The 20,638-nt window shown below is 37.8% G+C and carries 23 protein-coding genes; 6 read left to right on the top strand and 17 right to left on the bottom strand.

Going from position 1 to position 20,638, the window contains the following annotated elements; translation table 11 throughout:
* Window positions 1–26: 26 nt before the first annotated feature.
* Both WDJ61_RS10660 and mntR read right to left on the bottom strand, forming a co-directional pair.
* Window positions 27–695 carry a class I SAM-dependent methyltransferase gene (locus tag WDJ61_RS10660; protein WP_338754769.1) on the bottom strand — a complete coding sequence of 223 codons (669 nt, stop codon included), beginning with the start codon at window positions 693–695 and terminating at the stop codon, window positions 27–29.
* 107 nt (window positions 696–802) lie between these two features.
* Complete coding sequence (gene mntR / locus WDJ61_RS10665; protein WP_338749516.1) at window positions 803–1,219, bottom strand: transcriptional regulator MntR; 417 nt, start codon at window positions 1,217–1,219, stop codon at window positions 803–805.
* Window positions 1,220–1,487: 268 nt separating this feature from the next.
* Here mntR and cspD point away from each other — a divergent pair, with 268 nt between their 5' ends.
* A complete protein-coding gene (cspD, locus tag WDJ61_RS10670; RefSeq protein WP_338749518.1) occupies window positions 1,488–1,688 on the top strand; it encodes a cold-shock protein CspD in 201 nt (66 codons plus the stop codon).
* Between the two features lie 41 nt (window positions 1,689–1,729).
* Here cspD and WDJ61_RS10675 read toward each other — a convergent pair whose 3' ends face one another.
* Both WDJ61_RS10675 and WDJ61_RS10680 read right to left on the bottom strand, forming a co-directional pair.
* A complete protein-coding gene (locus WDJ61_RS10675) occupies window positions 1,730–1,912 on the bottom strand; it encodes a zinc-finger domain-containing protein (protein ID WP_338754770.1) in 183 nt (60 codons plus the stop codon).
* Between the two features lie 36 nt (window positions 1,913–1,948).
* Window positions 1,949–2,605, bottom strand: a complete 657-nt coding sequence (locus tag WDJ61_RS10680; RefSeq protein WP_338749520.1) for a reverse transcriptase-like protein — start codon at window positions 2,603–2,605, stop codon at window positions 1,949–1,951.
* 102 nt (window positions 2,606–2,707) lie between these two features.
* Here WDJ61_RS10680 and WDJ61_RS10685 point away from each other — a divergent pair, with 102 nt between their 5' ends.
* The 4 genes from WDJ61_RS10685 to WDJ61_RS10700 all read left to right on the top strand — a co-directional run bounded on the left by WDJ61_RS10685 (window position 2,708) and on the right by WDJ61_RS10700 (window position 6,499).
* Complete coding sequence (locus WDJ61_RS10685; RefSeq protein ID WP_338749522.1) at window positions 2,708–3,379, top strand: queuosine precursor transporter; 672 nt, start codon at window positions 2,708–2,710, stop codon at window positions 3,377–3,379.
* A 143-nt stretch (window positions 3,380–3,522) separates the two neighbouring features.
* Entirely contained in the window at window positions 3,523–3,921 is a 399-nt protein-coding gene (locus WDJ61_RS10690; protein ID WP_338749524.1) for a ribonuclease HI family protein, read from the top strand.
* Entirely contained in the window at window positions 3,921–4,826 is a 906-nt protein-coding gene (locus tag WDJ61_RS10695; protein ID WP_338749526.1) for a DMT family transporter, read from the top strand. The genes WDJ61_RS10690 and WDJ61_RS10695 overlap by 1 nt, the downstream gene beginning before the upstream one ends.
* Window positions 4,827–5,374: 548 nt before the next feature.
* Window positions 5,375–6,499: an S-layer homology domain-containing protein gene (locus WDJ61_RS10700; RefSeq protein ID WP_338749528.1), complete on the top strand. Its 1,125-nt coding sequence runs from the start codon at window positions 5,375–5,377 to the stop codon at window positions 6,497–6,499.
* Between the two features lie 155 nt (window positions 6,500–6,654).
* Here the strand turns inward: WDJ61_RS10700 and WDJ61_RS10705 are convergent, their stop codons facing one another.
* From WDJ61_RS10705 to WDJ61_RS10730, 6 genes are all read right to left on the bottom strand, one after another.
* Entirely contained in the window at window positions 6,655–6,924 is a 270-nt protein-coding gene (locus WDJ61_RS10705; protein ID WP_338749530.1) for a hypothetical protein, read from the bottom strand.
* 114 nt (window positions 6,925–7,038) lie between these two features.
* Window positions 7,039–7,926 carry a YwqG family protein gene (locus tag WDJ61_RS10710; RefSeq protein ID WP_338749532.1) on the bottom strand — a complete coding sequence of 296 codons (888 nt, stop codon included), beginning with the start codon at window positions 7,924–7,926 and terminating at the stop codon, window positions 7,039–7,041.
* 87 nt (window positions 7,927–8,013) lie between these two features.
* Window positions 8,014–8,094 (bottom strand): DUF4253 domain-containing protein, encoded by an 81-nt coding sequence (locus WDJ61_RS10715; RefSeq protein ID WP_338754771.1) that lies wholly within the window; start codon window positions 8,092–8,094, stop codon window positions 8,014–8,016.
* 35 nt (window positions 8,095–8,129) lie between these two features.
* Window positions 8,130–8,339, bottom strand: coding sequence for a DUF6366 family protein (locus WDJ61_RS10720; protein ID WP_338749534.1), 210 nt, complete (start codon window positions 8,337–8,339; stop codon window positions 8,130–8,132).
* A 287-nt stretch (window positions 8,340–8,626) separates the two neighbouring features.
* Window positions 8,627–9,094, bottom strand: a complete 468-nt coding sequence (locus tag WDJ61_RS10725; RefSeq protein WP_338749536.1) for a hypothetical protein — start codon at window positions 9,092–9,094, stop codon at window positions 8,627–8,629.
* Between the two features lie 296 nt (window positions 9,095–9,390).
* Complete coding sequence (locus WDJ61_RS10730) at window positions 9,391–9,906, bottom strand: TetR/AcrR family transcriptional regulator (RefSeq protein ID WP_338749538.1); 516 nt, start codon at window positions 9,904–9,906, stop codon at window positions 9,391–9,393.
* Between the two features lie 114 nt (window positions 9,907–10,020).
* Between WDJ61_RS10730 and WDJ61_RS10735 the strand changes: the two genes are divergently transcribed.
* Window positions 10,021–10,974 carry an alpha/beta hydrolase gene (locus WDJ61_RS10735; protein WP_338749540.1) on the top strand — a complete coding sequence of 318 codons (954 nt, stop codon included), beginning with the start codon at window positions 10,021–10,023 and terminating at the stop codon, window positions 10,972–10,974.
* Between the two features lie 307 nt (window positions 10,975–11,281).
* Here WDJ61_RS10735 and WDJ61_RS10740 read toward each other — a convergent pair whose 3' ends face one another.
* The 7 genes from WDJ61_RS10740 to WDJ61_RS10770 all read right to left on the bottom strand — a co-directional run bounded on the left by WDJ61_RS10740 (window position 11,282) and on the right by WDJ61_RS10770 (window position 20,610).
* A complete protein-coding gene (locus WDJ61_RS10740) occupies window positions 11,282–11,941 on the bottom strand; it encodes a hypothetical protein (protein WP_338749542.1) in 660 nt (219 codons plus the stop codon).
* 156 nt (window positions 11,942–12,097) lie between these two features.
* Window positions 12,098–13,525 (bottom strand): HAMP domain-containing sensor histidine kinase, encoded by a 1,428-nt coding sequence (locus WDJ61_RS10745; protein WP_338749544.1) that lies wholly within the window; start codon window positions 13,523–13,525, stop codon window positions 12,098–12,100.
* A complete protein-coding gene (locus tag WDJ61_RS10750; protein WP_338749546.1) occupies window positions 13,526–14,185 on the bottom strand; it encodes a response regulator transcription factor in 660 nt (219 codons plus the stop codon). It lies immediately after the preceding gene.
* 486 nt (window positions 14,186–14,671) lie between these two features.
* A complete protein-coding gene (locus WDJ61_RS10755; RefSeq protein WP_338749548.1) occupies window positions 14,672–14,950 on the bottom strand; it encodes a DUF6123 family protein in 279 nt (92 codons plus the stop codon).
* A 14-nt stretch (window positions 14,951–14,964) separates the two neighbouring features.
* The gene (locus tag WDJ61_RS10760) at window positions 14,965–15,855 is read right to left on the bottom strand and encodes a 5'-3' exonuclease (RefSeq protein WP_338749550.1); all 891 of its coding nucleotides are present in this window, start codon (window positions 15,853–15,855) and stop codon (window positions 14,965–14,967) included.
* Window positions 15,856–15,936: 81 nt separating this feature from the next.
* Window positions 15,937–16,773, bottom strand: coding sequence for a sulfurtransferase (locus WDJ61_RS10765; RefSeq protein WP_338749552.1), 837 nt, complete (start codon window positions 16,771–16,773; stop codon window positions 15,937–15,939).
* A gap of 207 nt (window positions 16,774–16,980) precedes the next feature.
* Window positions 16,981–20,610 carry a dynamin family protein gene (locus WDJ61_RS10770; protein WP_338749554.1) on the bottom strand — a complete coding sequence of 1,210 codons (3,630 nt, stop codon included), beginning with the start codon at window positions 20,608–20,610 and terminating at the stop codon, window positions 16,981–16,983.
* Window positions 20,611–20,638 lie beyond the last annotated feature (28 nt).

A 20,638-nucleotide genomic window follows, 5' to 3' on the forward strand; every position in this document is an offset into this window, starting at 1 on the left:
TCCTCCGCTCTTTTCAACATAAAAAATTATTGTTTCTCTAGCATAAAGACCGTCATAAAAGTTAGTGCTTGCTTTAGTTCATTCGGTAGTGCAACAACGTGTTCAGCTGTCACCCCGTCTTTATATACATGATACTCATCGATGATGTTAAACCCTTGCTCAAAGGCAAGTTTAGCAAACTCCCATGGCATCATCGTGTTCATCACTACTTTTTCTTCTGTTAAGCGCGGGTAGCTATTGGCTCTTGGGCCAGCAGTCGGCCCTAAAATCGCCGCACAAATTTTCCCATTAGGTGCCAACACTCGTTTCACTTCCGTCAGCACATCTCTTGGGGACTCTGTCCATTCAAGAGAATTAATCGCCATCACCGCTTGGATCGATTCATCTTCAAATGGAAGCTGTGTCAGATCCGCTTGATAAAAGGCTAACCCCTCTTGCTTATACGTTTTCGCCAGTTCCACCATTTTATCAGATAAATCTACACCGACGATTTCATACCCCTTCTCATACAGCTTTAAGCTTCCGTATCCGTCCCCGCAGCCTAAATCAGCGACAATTGCAGGTTGCTGAACATGCGCCCCCAAAAAAGAAACGAGATCCTTTCGACTGCCCGTCTCCCACATTTCCTTACTTTTAGCATGCCAATCATCCGCTTTCTCATTCCATTGATCCTTTGCTCGAGTCCCCCAATTCATCTTCTCCACCCCATCCCTCTTTTCTATCCATTGTAAGGGACTACACTATTTGGAGCAATAAAAAAAGCCGCCCCTCACACAGAACGGTTTCTTGTTGAAGAGCAGCCTTATTCTTCTTTTTTCTGAACAGCTTGCAAGTCTGCTCGGCGTTTCGGACTTTCGTTAAAGTACTCGATTAAATCAGCAATTCGATCGATCGAATTCCAGCTTAGATGATGTTCAATACCTTCCACGTCTTCGTAAATAAATTCTTCCTTTACCCCGATAATTTGTAGAAACTCTTCTAACAAATCATGACGTTCAACAAGCCGCTTGCCCATCTTCTCTCCTTTATCTGTCAAAATCAACCCTCTATATCTCTCATATATTAAATATTCATCCCGATCTAATTTTTGCACCATTTTCGTCACAGATGAAGGATGAACCGAAAGCGCCTCTGCAATATCAGATACACGAGCATAACCCTTTTTATCTATTAATAAAAATATTTGTTCTATGTAATCTTCCATACTAGGTGTAGGCATAATTGACCTCCTGATTTTTGCTCATTCTCTAAAGTTTACTATAATTGTTAACGAAGTACAAGGTAAAGGAGAGGTCTCAAATATGTAGAAATATAGGTTTATTTGACGAAACAATTTTGACTTTTCGATCCTTTCTAACCTTGACTAATATATGGAGTTCTTGTATATTAGAGACATTACGAACAGTGATTTCTGAGCGTAATGAATAATTTGATTTGGGCACATGTAAAGATATAATGTGCTTCGAAGTTTAGGAGGATTCATTAATATGCAAAACGGTAAAGTAAAATGGTTCAATAACGAAAAAGGCTTTGGATTCATCGAAGTTGAAGGTGGAGACGATGTATTCGTACACTTCACAGCAATCGAAGGTGACGGTTACAAATCTTTAGAAGAAGGTCAAGAAGTTTCATTCGAAATCGTTGAAGGAAACCGTGGACCTCAAGCTTCTAACGTTAACAAGCTATAATTCCATCGATATGTAACAAAGCCGGCATTTTTGCCGGCTTTTTATGCGTTTGATAACTGTTCACCGTACTTCTTCAATCTTTCCCCTACCGTGCATTTAGTAATGCAGAATTTATGGGCGTACGCTTTACCATACTCTTTTCTAAAGGTGGCCTTGATTAAGCAACCTTCACAGTAAGTTTGCAATACTTCTTCTACCTCTGTAAATAGCTGTTTTCGATCCAAATCCGTCACACCCTTCTTCCCACCACTTTTGTACACTTATTCCTCTATCACTGAATGGCTATTCACAAATACTTCCTGCAACGCTTGATCGGCTAGTTTATCGGCTTCTTTATTTTTCCTGCGATCAATCGGTTGGTAAAGAGGTTCGATGCCTAAATCATTGATCTTCTGTTCGATTCGATCGAGCCACTGGCTGAAACTCTCCTCAAAGCATGGCCACTCTCCTGACAGCTGCTTTAAAACGACTTGAGAATCCCCATGAAAAACAACGGGCACATGATGCACGCCCAGTTCCTCAAGGGCTTCAATCGCTCGAAATAAAGCAGCATATTCCGCTTCATTATTCGATTCAAGCTGCATAAGACGATCATTTCTTCTCAACCGCCAATGTTGTCCATTTTTCTTATAATAAACCACGACACCAATACTAGCCATTCGGGTATGCCGGTCATATCCTCCATCGAAATACACTTCGACTTCGCCTGGCTCCTCATCTAATTGTTGATCCAGCTTCTTAAATTCTTTCACTGTCCATTCATTCAATAATTCATCCACAATGGCAACAGACTTCATTCGACCTCCTTTTTGAAAGTCTTCAATAATCGGCAGCACATGCTCTTTTGTAAGCCAATCAGATTCAAACTCCGCTTTTCTCCCCTTATATTCATATTGCCATCTAATCTTCATTTTCATTTAAATCCCTTCTTTCTCTTGACCAATTGAGTGGTTTTTGTATAATGTACGTTGGGCAAAATCATCTAATGACTTGTCTGATCATTTAGGAGGATCTTTTTTATGTTTAACGAATGGTTTGGCTTTTTATTTGTTCTCATTAACTTTACTATATTTTTAGCCATGTATCGACTATTTGGACGCACAGGACTATTTGTGTGGGTCGGGATTTCCACTATTTTAGCGAACTTGCAAGTCGTGAAGACGATTGAAATATTCGGACTAACCGCGACATTGGGCAACACGATGTACGGAACCGCTTTTTTAGCAACGGATCTGTTAAATGAACGATACGGGAAGCAAGAAGCGAAAAAAGCCGTCTGGCTCGGTTTTTTCACTTTATTATTAATGACTGTGCTGATGCAGCTGGTACTGCTGTTTGAACCTGGGCCCACGGATTTCGCTCAGCAACCGATGGAAGAGTTGTTCGGTTTATTGCCTCGAATCGCGATCGGAAGCTTAGTCGCTTACATGGTGAGTCAATTTGCTGATGTGTATATCTTCTCCCTTTTACAAAAAAAATTCCCGAAAGACTCACAATTTTGGATTCGAAATAATGGAAGTACGATGATCAGCCAACTGCTCGATACCCTCGTCTTTACCAGCATTGCTTTTCTTGGCGAATTTCCAATGGATGTCTGGTGGCAAATTTTCATCTCGACGTATGCCCTTAAATGGATCATCGCTGTGATGGATACGCCATTTGGCTATATTGCGAAACGATTTCCGAAATAATGAAAGGAAGCGGCCTGTCCTGGCATATGTTGGGGCAGGCCGTTTTTGCTTGTCGTGTCTGGGCAGTCGGTTTCGCTTTTAGTATTGATAATTATTTTATTTTTCAGTAAAATTTAATTTTATGAGAGAAAGGAGGAATTGGTTTGGTAGAGTTATATACAGATGGAGCCAGTACGGGAGACCCGGGATGGGCTGGTGCTGGCATTTTTATCAAACGAGATGGAAAAGTAGAAAGACATAAGATTCCACTTGGCTTGTGCGACACGCACGAAGCGGAATTTTTGGCCGTGTTAAAGGCCCTTGAGCTTGTTCAAGCGCATCAATCGGAACTGATCTCGCTTCGAAGTGACTCGCAAACGGTTGTTCACGCGATCGAGAAAGAATATATACATAAAGAAAAATATAAGCTGTTATTACAGCAAATTTTAGAACTGGCCAAGGACTATCCGCTGTTTTTTGTAAAATGGATTCCTCGAAAAGAGAATCGGGCGGATGGGTTAGCCCGTGAAGCCATTCGAATGAATGATCGAGGTGAAAAATAATGAAGTGGTTCGCTGATTTCTCTTTATTATTGGTTGCGCTCATTTGGGGAGTAACGTTTGTCATTGTGCAAAATGCCATTGAATTTTTGCCTCCCCTTTTATTTAACGGCATTCGCTTTTTTCTCGCCTTTTTGATTTTATTCACGGTTCTTCTATTCCGTAAAAAAATCCGGGAATTGAACGCCATCACGTGGAGAAACGGTCTCATTCTTGGCCTTTGTTTAGCGATTGGCTATGCCTTTCAAACGATCGGCTTATTATATACAACCGTATCCAAAGCAGGCTTTATTACCGGCTTAAGCGTCGTGCTTGTGCCGATTTTATCACTATTTATCCTAAAAAAGCGACCTACTCCTCTGGCGATTATTGGGTCGTTCATTGCAGCCACTGGCCTTTATTTACTGACAGCAGGCGGTGAAGGCGGCTGGAATATCGGGGATTTCTTTGTGCTGATTGGCGCGTTCGGCTTTGCCTTTCACATTATTTTCACCGATGCTTTTACCCAGCAATCCTCCGCTGTGGCCTTAACGAGCGTACAAATTTTAACCGTTTCCGTTCTTTGCAGTCTAGGCGGATTCATCATGGAAGATTGGCAAACGACGTTAACAGCGGATAATTTGCTGCAAACTCATGTGTGGGGCGCTTTGCTGATTACAGCCTTTGCGGCGACAGCACTGGCATTTTTTCTTCAAACGCATGCCCAAAAGTTCACCACACCAACGCGAGTCGCTTTACTATTAGCGATGGAACCCGTTTTTGCAGCTATCACCGCTTTCTTCTGGATCGATGAACGCCTAGCTGCAGCTGGTTTAACTGGCTGTCTGCTCATTTTCTTCGGAATGATTTTAGCGGAAATCCCTATTCATAAATTTTTACCGGGTCATGTGGTACAGAAAGAGAAATGATTTTGTTAGAGGTGTTATTTACAAAGCTTCCTCTAATAGTAAAAAACAAAAACATACAACAACCGGTAAGAAAAACGAGTCGTTTTCTCTTACCGGTTGTTGTCTTTTAGAGACTAGAAACTTCCTCTAAACCTGTTCTTTCATTTTATCCCGCATTAACGGGCTGTAAGACTCCCACCTCAACATGGCAGAAGAAGCGCAGGCATGTAGGTGGGGGATCAACAGCCCGTAAACGCCCGATCCGTTCGGGCCTGCACGATGCAGGTTACAAAGGCGTTGCAACAGGATGTTGCGCTCTTAGCCTTTGTTCTTCTTTTATCAGTTGGGGATGAAGAAAACCCCCACTGATTGAAGTTTCACTTTATTATCCATTCCAAAAATCACAAATCCGCTCACTATTTATATCGATTTCTATTCGAAGGTAAAATTAGATATATTTACCCGATACTTACTATTATAAATAGGTATAAGTCACCTGTTTTATCGCTTATTCACAAGCTATACTAAAGCCTGATTTATATTAACCTAATGAAAGCGAGGTAAACAATTTGAAAGCATTTCAGATTTTCATGTCTTTATTGTTATTATTCGGTTTGTTTTCTGCTACACCGGCTTCAGCTGCTGTAAAGTCCATTGACCATTATGATATTGGGGATATCGATCCCGAGTATCGCTTTTATGAAGCCATTGAACGTTTTGTGTATATGGATATCATTGATGGGTATTTGGAATCTGATTTATATGAAGAAGATGGCGAAATATATGAGTATTCATATGTGGCGGTTCGTCCAGATGAAAAAATTACACGAGCACAATTTACAAAAATTTTAGTGAATGCCCTGTCTCTAAAAGCGGGCGCACAGACAAAAACATTTCCGGATGTCAAAACATCTAAATGGTATTATGACTACGTTCGCATCGCGAGCAGCCAAGGCATTATTTCAGGGCGCTCTGATGGAAAATTTTATCCTGATGAAAACATTACACGCGACCAGATGGCTGCCATGATTTACCGCGCGTTCCGTAATACAGTAACATTCCCAGCAACATCAAAGACATTTAAAGATGTCCCATCCACTAGCTTTGCTTATGAAGCGGTTGGAAAGTTAGCTGCCAATGGGATTGTTCAAGGATACGGCGATACATTTAAGCCACATAGTCAGGCTACCCGTGGTCAGGCGATTGCCATCCTTGACCGGGCATTGCATAAGGAAAGTGCTGATCCAGCGGCTGCATCAGCTATCAAAGCAGTTGTCGATCGCAACATTAAAGAAGAGTACCAATTGACGAAAGAACAAAACCTACCGGCACTTGAAGCTCTTTATCGTGAAACAACAACGGGCTATCATTTGTCTTATTCATTAGATAGTATGACACTGTTAGATGATGTTGAAGGAGGAAGCGTTACCTTTTCAATGGAACCAATTGGCGTTCACTCTCTTGATGTCGTAACTGTTAAAAAGCGCTTGGCGGAAGTAAGAATTGATAATCTAAAGTATAAAGTCTCATTTACATCACCAGATATGTCCTTCACAATGAACATTAACGCTTCAGGAAATGCGTATTTGAAAAAAGGTGAAGACGGCAAATGGAAGATTTACAACATTGTATTGGATGAAGATCCTGAAGAAAAGTGGCAGACAGAAATTGCTTCAGCGGCGAACGCATCCTAATCAGTAATTTGATAGTTATACAGGGGCTATCTCAAGAGCGAATGACAACCGCTTTTGAGATAGCCCTCTTCTTATATATAATTGTCGGCCGCTGGATAAGCTACACTAAGTTAGACGACTCTTATAAGGGGCAGTACACTAAAATTACTAACCTTTTAAAGTGTATTATATTTTTTTACTTGTAATGGAATAGTTATAACATATAAATCTATAGCATAATAAGTAACCCAAATTCCCTTACCTTCAACATCAAGTTTTGATTGAAAAAACTGTTCTGAAACTTTCCTTTTTCCCCATCTTCTAGGAAACCATTGGAAGACTTTCGGAACATTGTATTTTTTATTAGACCATACCTTTAATCTCCACAGAACTAAAATAACTGTAATAATGATAATAAAATCAGAATACGAAACTCCTAAAAACATAACCCTCTACCTTTTCATTAAATTAGAACTTACACCAAAATCACTTAATTTTACCCTTGCATCTCTTTTAAAGGCATAACAGTTATAAATCTCAATTAATAAGTAATCAGAGAGTTAGCTAGAATAAAGCGAGCAATAGGTACGATCAAACCGCCCAGCAATCAAATCCTCCTTACGAATAAAGAAGTGCAGTACCCCTGCGTCCCACCAGCAGAAGCCAACGTCATCATCCGTTTCCAGCTCCAGCAACATCTGCATATCCGTGACTTCCTGTTTCGCCTTCGTCTTATCACCGCCAAAATGTGCTGTGATCTCGTCCAATGCTTTATCCATGCTATACTCATATTCTTTACCAGTCAGTATCATCAGGGCTGCTTCATATTCTGAATCATCATGTTGTTCTGTTGGATAACCGAACAGTTGAATGATATCACCATCTTTTTGGTCTCGAATCTCATAAAATAAATCATCATACTCACCAAAGGTAACTTCATCATTCTCTACTTGTTCCATATCAACATAAGCATATCCTGGCGGTTCCAGTGATGGACGCGCTTCTAAGTCATAGCCAACGTAAGTATCTTCCAACGCAGTCTCACCTGATGGTTCACGACGGACAGCCGTTAGCACCTCTGTTTCATCGAACCATATGACTCGATGCTCAATATTGTAGGCTGGCTCATCAATTCCGAGAAAAAATGACAGCATCCCTGTCTTCGGCAATAACTCATTCACATCGTGCTTCGCCACATCACACATATTCAATTGAGCTAAAAAAGTCATTGGTGTCCCATCTGATGTGAGCGGCCATGCAAATTGTGGAGGCAGATCTGGATCGCCACCAACGCGCGAACGCCCCGGCTTTATGTAATCGGTCTCGCCCGCTTTTGCACAACGCACCCCTTGCCGCGTCGTCTCCATCAAATAGTTTATCGCATGTTCAAAACCATTATCCTTCAATTGCCGCTCCAGCTTGATTCGATTCTTTTCTTGTAATTGCATGCTAATCCTCCCCCGTCTCTCATCAAGTACGTAATAACATTCACTTCAATAAGCCATTTCTCTTCCAATCGTAATTTTTAAAATCCATCAATCCCACCAAAAATACCAAACATCATGCTTCATTAAATAATCTGCATAATGTCCAAGTGTTGGATAAGCTTCTAGCACATAATGACAAAAAACAACATGCTCCTTAGCCAACCTTAAAATATAAGGTTGTATAGAATGTAACCGAAAAATAATACTAAAATTAATATCCCTGTACCTTTCCAACCCATACCACCTGATAAATCATTTAAATTCCCATTACTTTCTCTATTTAATCCATCGTGTAGAGAACCAGTGGGATTATTTTTTAATTCACTTTGTCTTAATTGTTCTCTTGTTTCTTCAGATGTTTCTTTTCGATTCATATTAACACACCTCTCATGCAAAACTGCCCATTTTACACTTAATGAATATCGAAATATTCTTTCTTTTATTATAAAGAGAAATCAAAAAAATGGTTTGAAAATCCAGTTTCACACCATCTTTTTAAACAACTTTATTGTTACTCCACAACTAAGATGATTCTTTCTAAAAATCTTTTGAACATGTGTTTGCATTTCATCAGTCGAAATTGATTCGTACTTCTTTATTTTCTCCTTTCGTAAAAGTAATGATCTTCGTTCGGTTTTATAATTTCACATGGAGCATTATTTTAACTTACAGCATACAAATATTTACTTAACAAATACACCAAAGGGATCACTACTAAGGAAGAAGTGGCTAATATTTTTTGTAGAGTCACAGAATTCAATGATGTTTTGATAAGATAAAACATCATTGAACCAACCGTAGTTAAAGTGGTGAGAATTATAAAAAAATAAACAAATTCATAGTTGAGATAAACTAAAGAAAACATTCCACCACTAAGCACCCCCATCAAAAAGTAAAAAATAGCTCTTAATTGTTTTTTGTTTTTTAATAAAAAAATTTCAAAAAAATGGGCTGTTAGGCATAAAAAAGTGACTAAAAAAATGATGAAGAGTGTATTTAATGAATAAGCAACAATACTTGTGCTAGAATACGGCCGAAAACTTCCTAACAAAAAAAATGATGAATAAATTAAGGCAAATACTATTGTAGCTCCAAGTGCGGCATATAAATTTAAATGTTTTATCGTCATTTGCTATCCTCCATTCAACAAATTCACCCTTTCCATCACCTCTATATTTAACAAATATTTAGAAACGTTTATTTAACAAAAAGATCGAGCACACCACTCGACCCATCCTAACATTTATCTCTTTCAAACCCCTACTTAAACCTTCGCCATAATTGAACTGCTGATAATAAAATGCCTATTCCTAATGATAAGAAGGTAAGCCGCAGCCAAATAACAAATGGCAATGATTTTAGATGTTTCAAGACTATCTCTCGATAGATTGCTAAATATTTCGTTGAATGATACTTTTAGTTTTCTTATACTCTATTTTGTAAAAACTGTATACATATACTTGCTAATTCAGCGGGAGATTCTTTTGCTCCATTCTCTATCCATGTGTAAAGTGTTGACCAAAATATTCCAACAACAAACGCATTTGCATAAATTGCAGTGATATGATTAAATTCTTTGTCAGTTAAATAATTTTTATTAAGCTTAGGAACATACCTTTGATATTGCTTAAAAATATATAACATTAGTTCGTTGTTATACATAAGTTTAAGAAATGTTAAATGATTACTCCAAAATAAAAAATGATTATGAATTAGCACTTCATATTTAGAAGAAAAATAATTTTCTTGAAAGGAGGAATACTCTAAGAATAACAAATTTATAGATTCTTCAAGCACTTCTTCTTTATTTTTAAAATATCTATAGAAGGTTTTTCTTCCTACGCTAGCTTCCTGCGTTATTTGGGTAACAGTGATTAGCGAAAATTCATATTTTTCCATCACGGAAAATAGACCATTAATTATATCTTCTTTTTTTCCCATTTTTTCTCCTGACACACTTTCTACCAATGTGTTTCCATTGATTGCAAATCAATTATTTCATATATAGACTATACTTATATGACACATCTGTGTCAACGAAAGTAGGGAGATAAAATGTATAATTACAGCAAATGGTATCTCATAAATGGTATTAACCAATATGTTCAAGTAGTAAGTACTAATTTGGATAATTCTATTTTAATATATTTACATGGCGGACCTGGTGATGCGGCACTACCTCTTGTTGAGTATTTTAATTCAGATTTATCCAAAAACTATACTTTAATCATTTGGGAGCAAAGGGGGGCTGGAAAATCATACTATAGGTTTAGAGAAGATGAACATATTACTATTAATGATTTCGTTCTTGACTTGAAGGTCTTAATTGAAAAACTTCTTGTTGAATTCAAAAAAGAGAAAGTATGCTTAATGGGACATTCATGGGGAAGCATTATTGGAATGAAATTCATTATTTCGTATCCAGAATTGATACATTTTTATATTGGAGTTGGACAAGTTATTTGTTCGCAAAAAATGTTTAAAAAAAGTAAAGAATACATTGTAAGTCGTATTGATAATCATCGTCTTAAAAACAGAATTTCTTCTCTAAACACAAAGTTTAATCAAGTTAATTGGTATTCTGATTTAATGTTTTTTATGAGTCAACTAATCAAGCAAGGTGTTTCTCTTTATGGAAAAAGTACGTATTTATCACTATATCGCTATTTTATTTTTTCCAAAAACTATTCATTAATGGATTGTATAAAACGACTAAAAGGTTCTGAGCAGTCCATAGTTAAGCTATGGCACGAAGTATCAGAAATTGATTTTTCTGCTTATAAAAATTTTAAGGTTCCAATAGCTTTTATCGAAGGTGAGTATGATTATCATGCTTCCTCTGAAATAGTTTTTGATTTTTATCGAAGTATTACATCTCCTAAAGTCTATTTCAGTATAAAAAACACTGCCCATTTTCCCCAGTGGACAAGGTCTGGCACCTTTAATTTGATTGTAAATTATTTGAATAGTTCTATTTTTTCAAATAGTAATGAAATAAAGGAATTCTAGTACTATATTCAAATAGGTAATACTTAGCTAAACAGGTTTTTCATTCCTTCTTGATACAGTAGATACATTAATATTTATGTTCAGTATTTAGAAGAACAGTATACTTGCCCCTTGGAAATTTCGGTAAAAGTTCTTTTCCTAACCTGCTTCGTTCGTTAAAAAAGAAAAAATACCCTTAGACAAAAATTATCTAAGGGAGAAAGCATCGTAACATTTTTATAAACGTCGCGACTTTTTTCAAAGCCATAATAGGGTCGAGCAAATTGCTCGACCCTATTCCATTTTATAACATGATTGAAATCTACTTTTAGCCCAATGAACTTATTTCGTCAACGAACAAAAATTGAGACACTTTTTTAAGATCTTTATTCACTGTAACTAAACATGTTTTTCCATTATATTTATAATAGAAATAATAGTCCCAAGATGCTTTATCATTACTTGAATTCACCTCTTTACTTTGCTTATCTAAAAACTCATAATTTACACCATTGAATAAATTATTTTCTTTCACAAATTTATCTGCTAAATCTTTCGCTGTATCATAAGAAAATTCTTGATAATCTTTATTTTTAGGCACCCCTGGATGATATTCTAACTGTAGTATCTTATTAGTTTTAGTATCAATTACAGCCGTATATTGAATCGCTGTATTACCATTTATTGTTTCACCTTTTTGATCGCACCACGATATAATATAGGATTTTTGTCCTCCTTGCTCATAAAGCTTATTTAATCTTTCATATAAACCTTTACTATTTACATCTTCATTAAAATACTTCTCAAATGCATCTAGCGCTATTTTTTTATAGGACTCAGCTTCTTTATTACTTACTTGTGCAACACTTGTCTCAGTCATTACTACATTCTTTGGTACTGTATTTTTTGACACTTGTGCATAAGCTACACCACCACCAATACTTATTGCTCCAATTAACCCTAATGCAATGATTCCTTTTGTCTTCATAAAATTTTTCCTCCTTTAATCTGTTTGATACAACTAAAACTATAAATCATACTCGTATATAAACGATCTACTAGTTGTAAAATAGTTGTAAAATCAAGCCTGTTGATTATCCAAGTTATATAACATAAATAACTCCATACAGAATCGGAACATTCATCATAAATTCAGGTTAAATATTAGTCTTATAGTGGTCCCTTTATTTAGTTGGCTTTCCATTTTAATTTCGACTTCATGGATTTTTGCTATTTCAGCACATATAGTAAGTCCTAATCCGACTCCATTATTAGCTCTAGTTCTTGATTTATCAACCATATAAAAGGCTTCAAAAACTTTAGGTAGATCTTCTTCTGAAATTCCTATACCTTCATCTTTTATTTCAAGTACAGTTTTATTTTCTTTATTTTTATATACAGTTAAGTATATATTGCTATCTTTTTTTGACGCCTTAATAGAATTATCAATAAAATTACAAATTAAATTTCTAATTAAATCTCTTTCTACAACTACTTCATAATCTTTACTACTAATTATTAAGTTAATACTTTTACTCTGTAGTTTAGGCTTTAATGTATCTTTTATATCAAATAATATATCTCCTATATTTTCTTTTTTTATTTTAAAATTTTCACTTTTAAGTGATATTAAGTCCATCATTTTCCATGATAATTCCTCTAATCTTTTTCCTTCTTTAAATATATGGTTTAACCCTTCTATAAATATCTGTTCATTATATGCTGTTGAGCGAAGAAAATCTGCATATCCTATTATAGAAGTTAAGGGTGTTTTTAATTCATGAGTTAAATTATCTATGAATCTTTGTTTTTCTTCAGCTTTAAGTTCTAGTTCACTGATTTTTAGTTCAACAGCAGCTGCCATTTCATTAAAATTTTCTGCTAAAATACCTATTTCATCTTTAGAATCAATGGCTACTCTTTCTGAATAATTTCCCTTTGATACTATTCGTGTTATATTTATTAACTTATCTATAGGCCTTGTAATATACTTGCTTAAGATATACATACCAATAGCTAAAATTATTGTTACAATTATTGATAATCGAATATAAAAATTATATTGTTCTTTTTTATCTTCATAAATATATGTTACATCACGAGCATACGAAAACTTCAAATCTTCTCCATTTATATTTATTAAACTAGTTACAAATAATAATGTTTTATTGTCTACATCTCTTATAATATATTTCCTTTGAGAGTGAGATACATTTTTTAACTCTTCTCTATCTCCTAAAATCTTAAATTCCATGTTACTAAAAACTACATTATTATTTTTATCTAATATCTCTAAATAACTATCATTTGAATTCAAGTTTTCTAAATATTTTTTAATGACATCTTTATAATCAGCTTTAACTTTATTTCCAGACTTAACATATAAGTTATTTGAAAGCATATTATAATAACTAATCCCTGCCGAAATATTGCTATGTTCATCTAATGACCTATCAATCTCTCTTTTTAAGTTTAAGTTATGACTATTTTGTATTAAAAAAACAGCACTAAGGTTAAATATGATCAAAAATAATAATAGCGAATATATGGATATTTTATGCCAAAATTTCATTTAAGCCTCCCATCTGTAACCGACTTTATGAACCGTTCTAATTTTCTCATCTAAATCAAGTTTTTTTCTAATCCTTTGAATATGCATATCAACAGTTCTAGTTTCTCCTAGGTAATCATATCCCCAAATTTTCTCTAAAATTCTCTCCCTAGATAATGCAATGCCTTTATTTTGTATTAATAAACATAAAAGCTCAAATTCTTTTAGAGTTAAATCTATAATATTACCATCTTTTTTCACAATCATTTCTTCTATATATATTTCTAAATTTTCAAAACTTATAACATTATTCTTTTTACTGTAACGTCTTAGAACTGTTTCAACTCTTGCTAAAAGTTCTATAGACTCAAAAGGTTTTACTATATAATCATCTGCTCCCATTTTAAGGCCCTTAACTTTATCTGTAATGGATGATTTAGCTGATAAAAAAATGACAGGTATGCCCCTATGCTTTATTTTATCTATTATGCTAAACCCGTCTATTTCTGGAAGCATAACGTCTAAAAGTATTAAATCAAATTGTTCCTTTTCTATTAATTCTAAAGCTTGTCTTCCATTGTAAACCTGACTAGTCTCATAGTTAACCATTCTCAAATTAAGTTGTATTAAATCCGAAATCGTTGGCTCATCTTCTACAATTAAGATTTTTTCTACTTTCATCAGTTCACTCTCCACAAAAATAATATTTTATAATCGTACAAATCCCCCAAAAGGGATGAATAATACATTAGACTTTCATCGCAGTTAGCATTTAGTTATTCAAATCCATTACAACCTTGCAGGCAAGTGGTCAAGTCCGACGATTGCTTCTAACTCAATTCCATAGTCACACTTGAATAAGGGGTCCCGCCAATATTTTAACGAAAATATACGCCAAGCCCTCAATCCTGCTGGGCTTGGCGTTTTTTCATCCTCTAAGCTTGGTCCGGGACATTTCATCCGGAACGCAGGTCATTCATCCTCCTGCTCTTTAAGTGGACGCAATGAATTGAGGGACGTATTCTGCCTGAAATTAAATTTGTATTCGCCCAAAAAATGAGGAATCTTGTTTTCCACTAGTGCAATAATTTTTTCATTTCCTACATCACATCTTGCGAATAATGTAGACATATATATAACAAGACCTCGACTAAAATTGAGGTCTTGTTATATATCTAATACGTTTACTTCTTTCGCAAACTGCAGCGCCACTTTTCTAGAAGTAATTTTCTTCTCTTTTAACCGCTCCAGCAAGGAAAGATAAAAGCTTCCATCAAATTCCTTTTGTGCCTTCAATGTAATTTCAATAGCCGCCATTACTAAATGATCAGAGGCATCTGTAGACCTCTGTCCAAAATAAATAAAGGCGATCATGTCATCTGAAAATTTAAAGCCCTTGTCATCTAGTTGCAATAAGTAATTCGCCACAGATGAATGGTTTTCCATCGTCGTTGTCACCTTTACGCCCACGGGTTGTTAGAGATGACTTCCGCTAAATGACGGCGAAGGACTTTTAATTCCAGCTGTTCTACTAATTGTTCAGCTTCTGTCGAGATACCTGACCAGCTTGCTTCTTGAACGTTCCACTCAAGCGGCACTTCGCAATTAATTTGAGCTAGCTTGTGAGAAAGATAGAGCATATCGACATCATCGGTCAGCTTCTTCCGTTGCGAAGGCGTCAGCTTATCAATATTATTCATGATCTCTTCAATCGAACCAAATTCTTTCACCAGCTTAAAGGCTGTTTTTTCACCAATGCCTTTCACCCCAGGATAGCCATCGCTCGTATCACCCATTAATGCTTTGACATCGATAAATTGTTGTGGTGTAACGCCATATAATTCAGAAAAACTAGCGACCGTATGCGTTAAGTAATTGCCGTACCCTTTTTGCAACAGCATCACATCGATTTGGTCATCCAACAACTGAAGCAAATCCTTATCTCCGCTTAAAATCGTCACTTTTCGATCTTCTTGTTTCGCAATTGTTCCAATGCAATCGTCCGCTTCATAGCCAACAACGCCGATGTTTGGAAGCAAAAAAGAACTGGCGACTTCTTTTGCCAAATCAAATTGCGGAATTAATTCCTCAGGCGGTGCGGATCGATTCGCCTTATATCCTGAAAATAGCTCATTTCTGAATGTTTGGCTGCCCATATCCCAGCACACCGCCACATGAGTTGGATCTTGATGATCGACTGCCAATAGTAAATGCTTCATAAATCCTTGGACGCCATTTGTCGGCAATCCCTTTGAATTGTACATAAATTGACCGCTAACCGCTGTCGCATAAAAAGCCCGAAACAATAAAGCCATTCCATCTACAAGCAAAATATGCTCTTGTTTATTCATGTTGTCACCTCAACTGTTATTCTATCATATTCGAAAAAAACGCTTTAGAAAAATTATTTTCCAAAGCGTTTTACTATTATATTAACGTTCGCTCTTTTTCTCAATAGGTAAATCCTCGTAGGAAGACCAATCGCTATAGCTCCCTGCATATAGCTTTACATTACGAAATCCGGCTTCTTTTAAGGCGATAATATTCGGTGTAGCTGACACGCCAGACCCACAGTAAACAATAACAGGCTGATCATTGTCTAACTCACGAAAGCGATCGATTTGCTGTTGTTGATCTTTCCAGCTTGTCCCTTGCAGCCCTTCTTGGAAGAAATAATTGACCGCCGTTGGAATATGGCCAGGCACGCGATCCAGTGGTTCTACTTCACCATTGTAGCGTTCCGGCGCACGTGAATCGATCAGCACCGATGTTCCGCTCGCCACCGCTTCCTTGACTTCTTCGATGGAAACGAGCCAATCTGTTTGAATATTTACCGGGAAATAACTTGGCTTAGCTGTTGGAATCTCTTTTGTTACTGGAAGTTCGCGGTTCGCCCATTCTTGGAAGCCTCCATCAAGAATATACACATGCGAATGACCGAGGTAAGACAATAACCACCAACATCTGCCGGCAAACATCGCTTCTCCTTGATCATACACAACAACGATCGTCTGCTCTGTGATCCCGAAAGATTGAAACACAGCTTGAACATCTTCTACATTCGGCAGCGGATGCCTGCCTCCATGCTGTTGCTTCTCTCCAGATAAATGCCGATCTAAATGAGCGTAAAAAGCACCTGGAATATGGCCTTCCATGTATGCTTTCTCTCCTGCCTGAGCGTCCGCTAAACTAAAACGGCAATCGATGATACAAACATTCGGATCGTCTAAATGATTGGCGAGCCAGTCCATTGATTTGATAAAATTCATGCCTTCTCCCCCTTATCTTCCGCTTCCTTCAACCTTTTTTCCATCAGTTGCTTCACTTGTTCCTTAGGGTCCCAACAATCAAATGTGTAGCTAGGCTTTGTGGCAAACCCCAGCCGGCTACACATGTAATTCATCCCTGACTCGCCTTTGCTCGCCCGAAAATGACGACAAGTGGCGCACGTATGAAAACGACGAATGATCTCCTGTTTACGCTCGTTGAAGCTCAACTAATATGCGCTCCCATTCATCAATGTTCTCTGCATGGTTAAGGACATCAAGCCAAGCAGCAAATTGTTCTTTTGCATCCGACTCAATCGTTGTTTTGATTAACGTCATACCGGCATCGAGCTCGTTATAAGCCCATGTCCATAATTTTTCTTTTTCCGTTTCTAAATACGTATCTGCAAGCGTTGATAGTTGCTCTTCTAATTGTGCTTGCATTACTTGTTTTTCATTTTTTTCAAAGAATGATTTCGCGTTTTTAAACACGGCTAGTGCTTGGCTAAAAGTCGACAACGGCTCATTCGTAAAGGCAGTTGGGAACTCTGGCGTTTCTTGTGATGACCACTCTAATGGCGTAAACGATAGCTGCGACTGAATCGTTTGATAATGCAGCTGAAGGTTCGTATATTTTTCCGTCAATAGCTCGTGCACATGATTTTCTGTTCGCAAGCTTGTGGCCCGCATCTCTTGAGCTAGGTCATAACCAACCGCTTCAAGCAGTTCTTTTAGCGCTTGATTTAAAGCGGCTTTTACTTGATTATTGCTGAGTGTCGCTGGGTTAAACGATTCTTTAAAGAAATCTGAAAAACGGTAAAATACGCGCTGCTTTAAATAGTACATAAGCTCATTGATTTCCTGCGACAATCTCTTTTCTAGCAGTTGGGACGTTTCATTTGTTAAATGAGTCGCTACTTGTTGTTGCTGTTCGGTCAGCTCCTGCTGCTTCTGTTCACGGTTATTGCGATTTTCCTTCGCTGTCGCAATCAACTGACTCAGTCTTTCTACCCCGCGTTCCCACTCAGCCTCCGCTGATTGCACGGCCATTTGAGCTAAATCGCCATCAAGGAACTGGTGAAACGCTTGTTTAAACGGCAAAATTTTGGAGTTTGGATGATCCGTCTCCCCCCGCTCAATCTCTTGGATGGCCTGCAAACTAGATACGCCAAATAATCTCGGGAAGCGAATGCCGTATTGCAATAACTGTTCGGTCACATAGTTTTTCACTTCTTGCACTTCTTCTTCATCTTTCGCCAAATCAATGGCATTGACGATAAAAAACATTTTATCCATCTCAAAAGCATCCTTTACCCGGCCTAGCTGAATTAAAAATTCACGATCGGCTTTCGAGAACGCATGATTATAGTACGTCACAAACAGAATCGCATCGGAATTTTTAATGTATTCAAACGCCACGCCCGTATGACGCGCATTAATGGAGTCTGCCCCCGGTGTATCAACAAGCGTAACCCCTTGTCTTGTAAAATCACAATCATAATACAAGTCGATCGATTCAACGAAACAGCTTTGTTTTTCATTCGCCACAAACCCTTGGAACGCTTGCAGATCGACTAATAACGTCGTACCAAGCTGCCCCTTAAATTCACTATAGCCTTCATGAAAAGCTTTCAAAAAGGACAAATGAATTTTTTCGCGCCCTTCTCCTTCATTGGCTGTTAACAATTCTGGAATCACTTGATCTGCTTCAGCAAGAGAAGTAACCGATCGCTGGAACAATTGCAAGGAATGCTGAAGATCCAATAATAAATCTTGTTCTGTTTTTAAATGAACCGCCGCTGTCCGATGCGGATGCTGTTCATCAGGCGGATGAATGCGGTTAACCGCCGCCGTTGTTGGGTTAGGCGAAACCGGAAGAACCTTTTCACCAAGCATCGCATTAGCGAATGACGATTTCCCTGCACTAAAGGCTCCGAATAAAGCAATCGTGTATTTGCGCTGCTCTAAGCGATCGGCTTTTTGACGAAGTCCATCGATAAAACGCTGGAATCCTGGAATGCCATCAAGCTGGCGGTTCATTGTTCTCAGCTTAGACACCGTGTCGCTGACCGCTGCTGTCGCTTCATTCGATACAACGACCTCTGTTTCTTGTTCCACTTTTTGTATCGTTGCCGCTGTTTCTTCTTCCCACTCTCCGCTAAAAATGTCCACTTGTTCCCGTTCTTTTTCCCATTCCTGTACAAATTGATCGAATCGCTCAGGTAAATTCGAAAACGAACGAATCATGAGCTCATGTAAGGTATTTCGATGCTCCTCCATCGTCGCCTCCATGCCCGTTAACTGTTGAATCGCCGTTACTTTTCGATGCCAAACTTGCCACTTTTCTTTCAGCCCTTCTTGTTCAGAAGCAAACTGGACAGCCATTTCTTGTGATGCACGAGCTTTTAACTCATCTGTCATCATCCGAGCTTTTCTCTTCAGTTGATTTGCTACCTCATCACAATAGTTCAGGACATAATCGCCTGTCACTTTTGCCCCAGTTTTGATTGTATCCTTTAATAACGATTCATCGAACGGAATGGATAGTTCCTCCGCTTCTAGCTGCAAGGAGTCACTCATTAGCCCGCTTGATTTTAACCAGGAGGCGACCAACTGGCGAAGATGCCACTCAAGCTGGGCTTCCGTTTTCTCCTGTAAATCCGCCATCAATACATCAAGTCGGCGCTGTCTTTCTTCTTCCGTTTTCCTCTTGCTAAAGAACAGACCGACTTTAAATTCCGGCTGCATCGCTTCTAAAAAGTCCTTCGCTAATTGACGAGTAGTAGCTGGCATTAAATAAGCGTTTTGCAGCACCTTTTCCCGGCCTTCTTCTACTGATTTCACTAAAGCGTTAGCGTCGCGCTTATCAAGCTCTGCCTTTGTTTTCTGCTCGTTTGCAGTAATTTCTTCCACATTCCAGTTTTCACCAAGGATCGCTTGCAGCTGTTCTCTCGCTTCTTCTTGCCCTTCTTGCAGCCACTGTAGATGCTCACTGACCAGTAGACTCATCATCGTTTCAGCTGAACGGAGTGTTAATTGCTCTCGATTGGCCATACTTTGATGGATCAGCTCTTTCACTTCGGCAAAATCATTATAAGGAAGGTTCGGCTCTCTTAGGCTCGTGAAATAAAATTTTTCCGGATGAACATTCCAAGAGGCAAACGAGTCATAAACCGATTGCTTAAAGGCATCGAATGAGAGCTCTTCGTCGCGATGCTTATCAATTTGATTAATAATCAGATTCAATTTCACACCGTGAGAAAGCAAATCTTTCGTATAAATGAAATTTAATTCCGATTGCACATGGTTGTAATCCATTACGTAAAACACCATATCAGCTAAATGAAGCGCTGATTCGGTTGAAATTCGATGGGCATCATCCGTGGAATCGACTCCCGGTGTATCCATCACTGTCACTTCTGACGGCAAGCTGGATTCGCTATGACCAATTTCAATCGCTTCCACTTCTTCACCATTTTTACAATATTCTTTCACTTTTTCAAAACGGTATGGCGCCTGAAAAAGTAGCGGCTGGCGATCTTTATAATACACTTTCGCAAAATCCTCAGGGGCTTTATGAATCTTTACTAAGTTTGCACTTGTTGGAATCGGACTCGACGGCAATAGCTTTTCACCGGTTAACTCATTGATCATCGTCGATTTACCCGCCGAAAAATGTCCGCAAAACGCAACAATAAATTCTTCATCATGCAACTTCTTTAAAAACAATTTCGCCTTTCTCGCGCGCTCTTCATCCCCATATTGCTCAAATAAATCATGAAGCCAAGCTGTTCTAGCAATGGTTTCTGATAATGTTTGTTGCTGTGTTTCTAATGACATCTTCACATTACTCCTTATACACTGTCCT

Source organism: Bacillus sp. FJAT-52991, assembly GCF_037201805.1.
GTDB classification, from domain to species: Bacteria; Bacillota; Bacilli; order Bacillales; family Domibacillaceae; genus Bacillus_CE; species Bacillus_CE kandeliae.

Bases quoted from the DNA above. Each gene is read 5' to 3' on its own strand.
- WDJ61_RS10660 (WP_338754769.1), bottom strand. From the start codon at position 695: ATGAATTGGGGGACTCGAGCAAAGGATCAATGGAATGAGAAAGCGGAT.
- mntR (WP_338749516.1), bottom strand. From the start codon at position 1,219: ATGCCTACACCTAGTATGGAAGATTACATAGAACAAATATTTTTATTA.
- cspD (WP_338749518.1), top strand. From the start codon at position 1,488: ATGCAAAACGGTAAAGTAAAATGGTTCAATAACGAAAAAGGCTTTGGA.
- WDJ61_RS10680 (WP_338749520.1), bottom strand. From the start codon at position 2,605: ATGAAAATGAAGATTAGATGGCAATATGAATATAAGGGGAGAAAAGCG.
- WDJ61_RS10685 (WP_338749522.1), top strand. From the start codon at position 2,708: ATGTTTAACGAATGGTTTGGCTTTTTATTTGTTCTCATTAACTTTACT.
- WDJ61_RS10695 (WP_338749526.1), top strand. From the start codon at position 3,921: ATGAAGTGGTTCGCTGATTTCTCTTTATTATTGGTTGCGCTCATTTGG.
- WDJ61_RS10705 (WP_338749530.1), bottom strand. From the start codon at position 6,924: ATGTTTTTAGGAGTTTCGTATTCTGATTTTATTATCATTATTACAGTT.
- WDJ61_RS10710 (WP_338749532.1), bottom strand. From the start codon at position 7,926: ATGCAATTACAAGAAAAGAATCGAATCAAGCTGGAGCGGCAATTGAAG.
- WDJ61_RS10720 (WP_338749534.1), bottom strand. From the start codon at position 8,339: ATGAATCGAAAAGAAACATCTGAAGAAACAAGAGAACAATTAAGACAA.
- WDJ61_RS10725 (WP_338749536.1), bottom strand. From the start codon at position 9,094: ATGACGATAAAACATTTAAATTTATATGCCGCACTTGGAGCTACAATA.
- WDJ61_RS10730 (WP_338749538.1), bottom strand. From the start codon at position 9,906: ATGGGAAAAAAAGAAGATATAATTAATGGTCTATTTTCCGTGATGGAA.
- WDJ61_RS10735 (WP_338749540.1), top strand. From the start codon at position 10,021: ATGTATAATTACAGCAAATGGTATCTCATAAATGGTATTAACCAATAT.
- WDJ61_RS10740 (WP_338749542.1), bottom strand. From the start codon at position 11,941: ATGAAGACAAAAGGAATCATTGCATTAGGGTTAATTGGAGCAATAAGT.
- WDJ61_RS10745 (WP_338749544.1), bottom strand. From the start codon at position 13,525: ATGAAATTTTGGCATAAAATATCCATATATTCGCTATTATTATTTTTG.
- WDJ61_RS10750 (WP_338749546.1), bottom strand. From the start codon at position 14,185: ATGAAAGTAGAAAAAATCTTAATTGTAGAAGATGAGCCAACGATTTCG.
- WDJ61_RS10755 (WP_338749548.1), bottom strand. From the start codon at position 14,950: ATGGAAAACCATTCATCTGTGGCGAATTACTTATTGCAACTAGATGAC.
- WDJ61_RS10760 (WP_338749550.1), bottom strand. From the start codon at position 15,855: ATGAATAAACAAGAGCATATTTTGCTTGTAGATGGAATGGCTTTATTG.
- WDJ61_RS10765 (WP_338749552.1), bottom strand. From the start codon at position 16,773: ATGAATTTTATCAAATCAATGGACTGGCTCGCCAATCATTTAGACGAT.
- WDJ61_RS10770 (WP_338749554.1), bottom strand. From the start codon at position 20,610: ATGTCATTAGAAACACAGCAACAAACATTATCAGAAACCATTGCTAGA.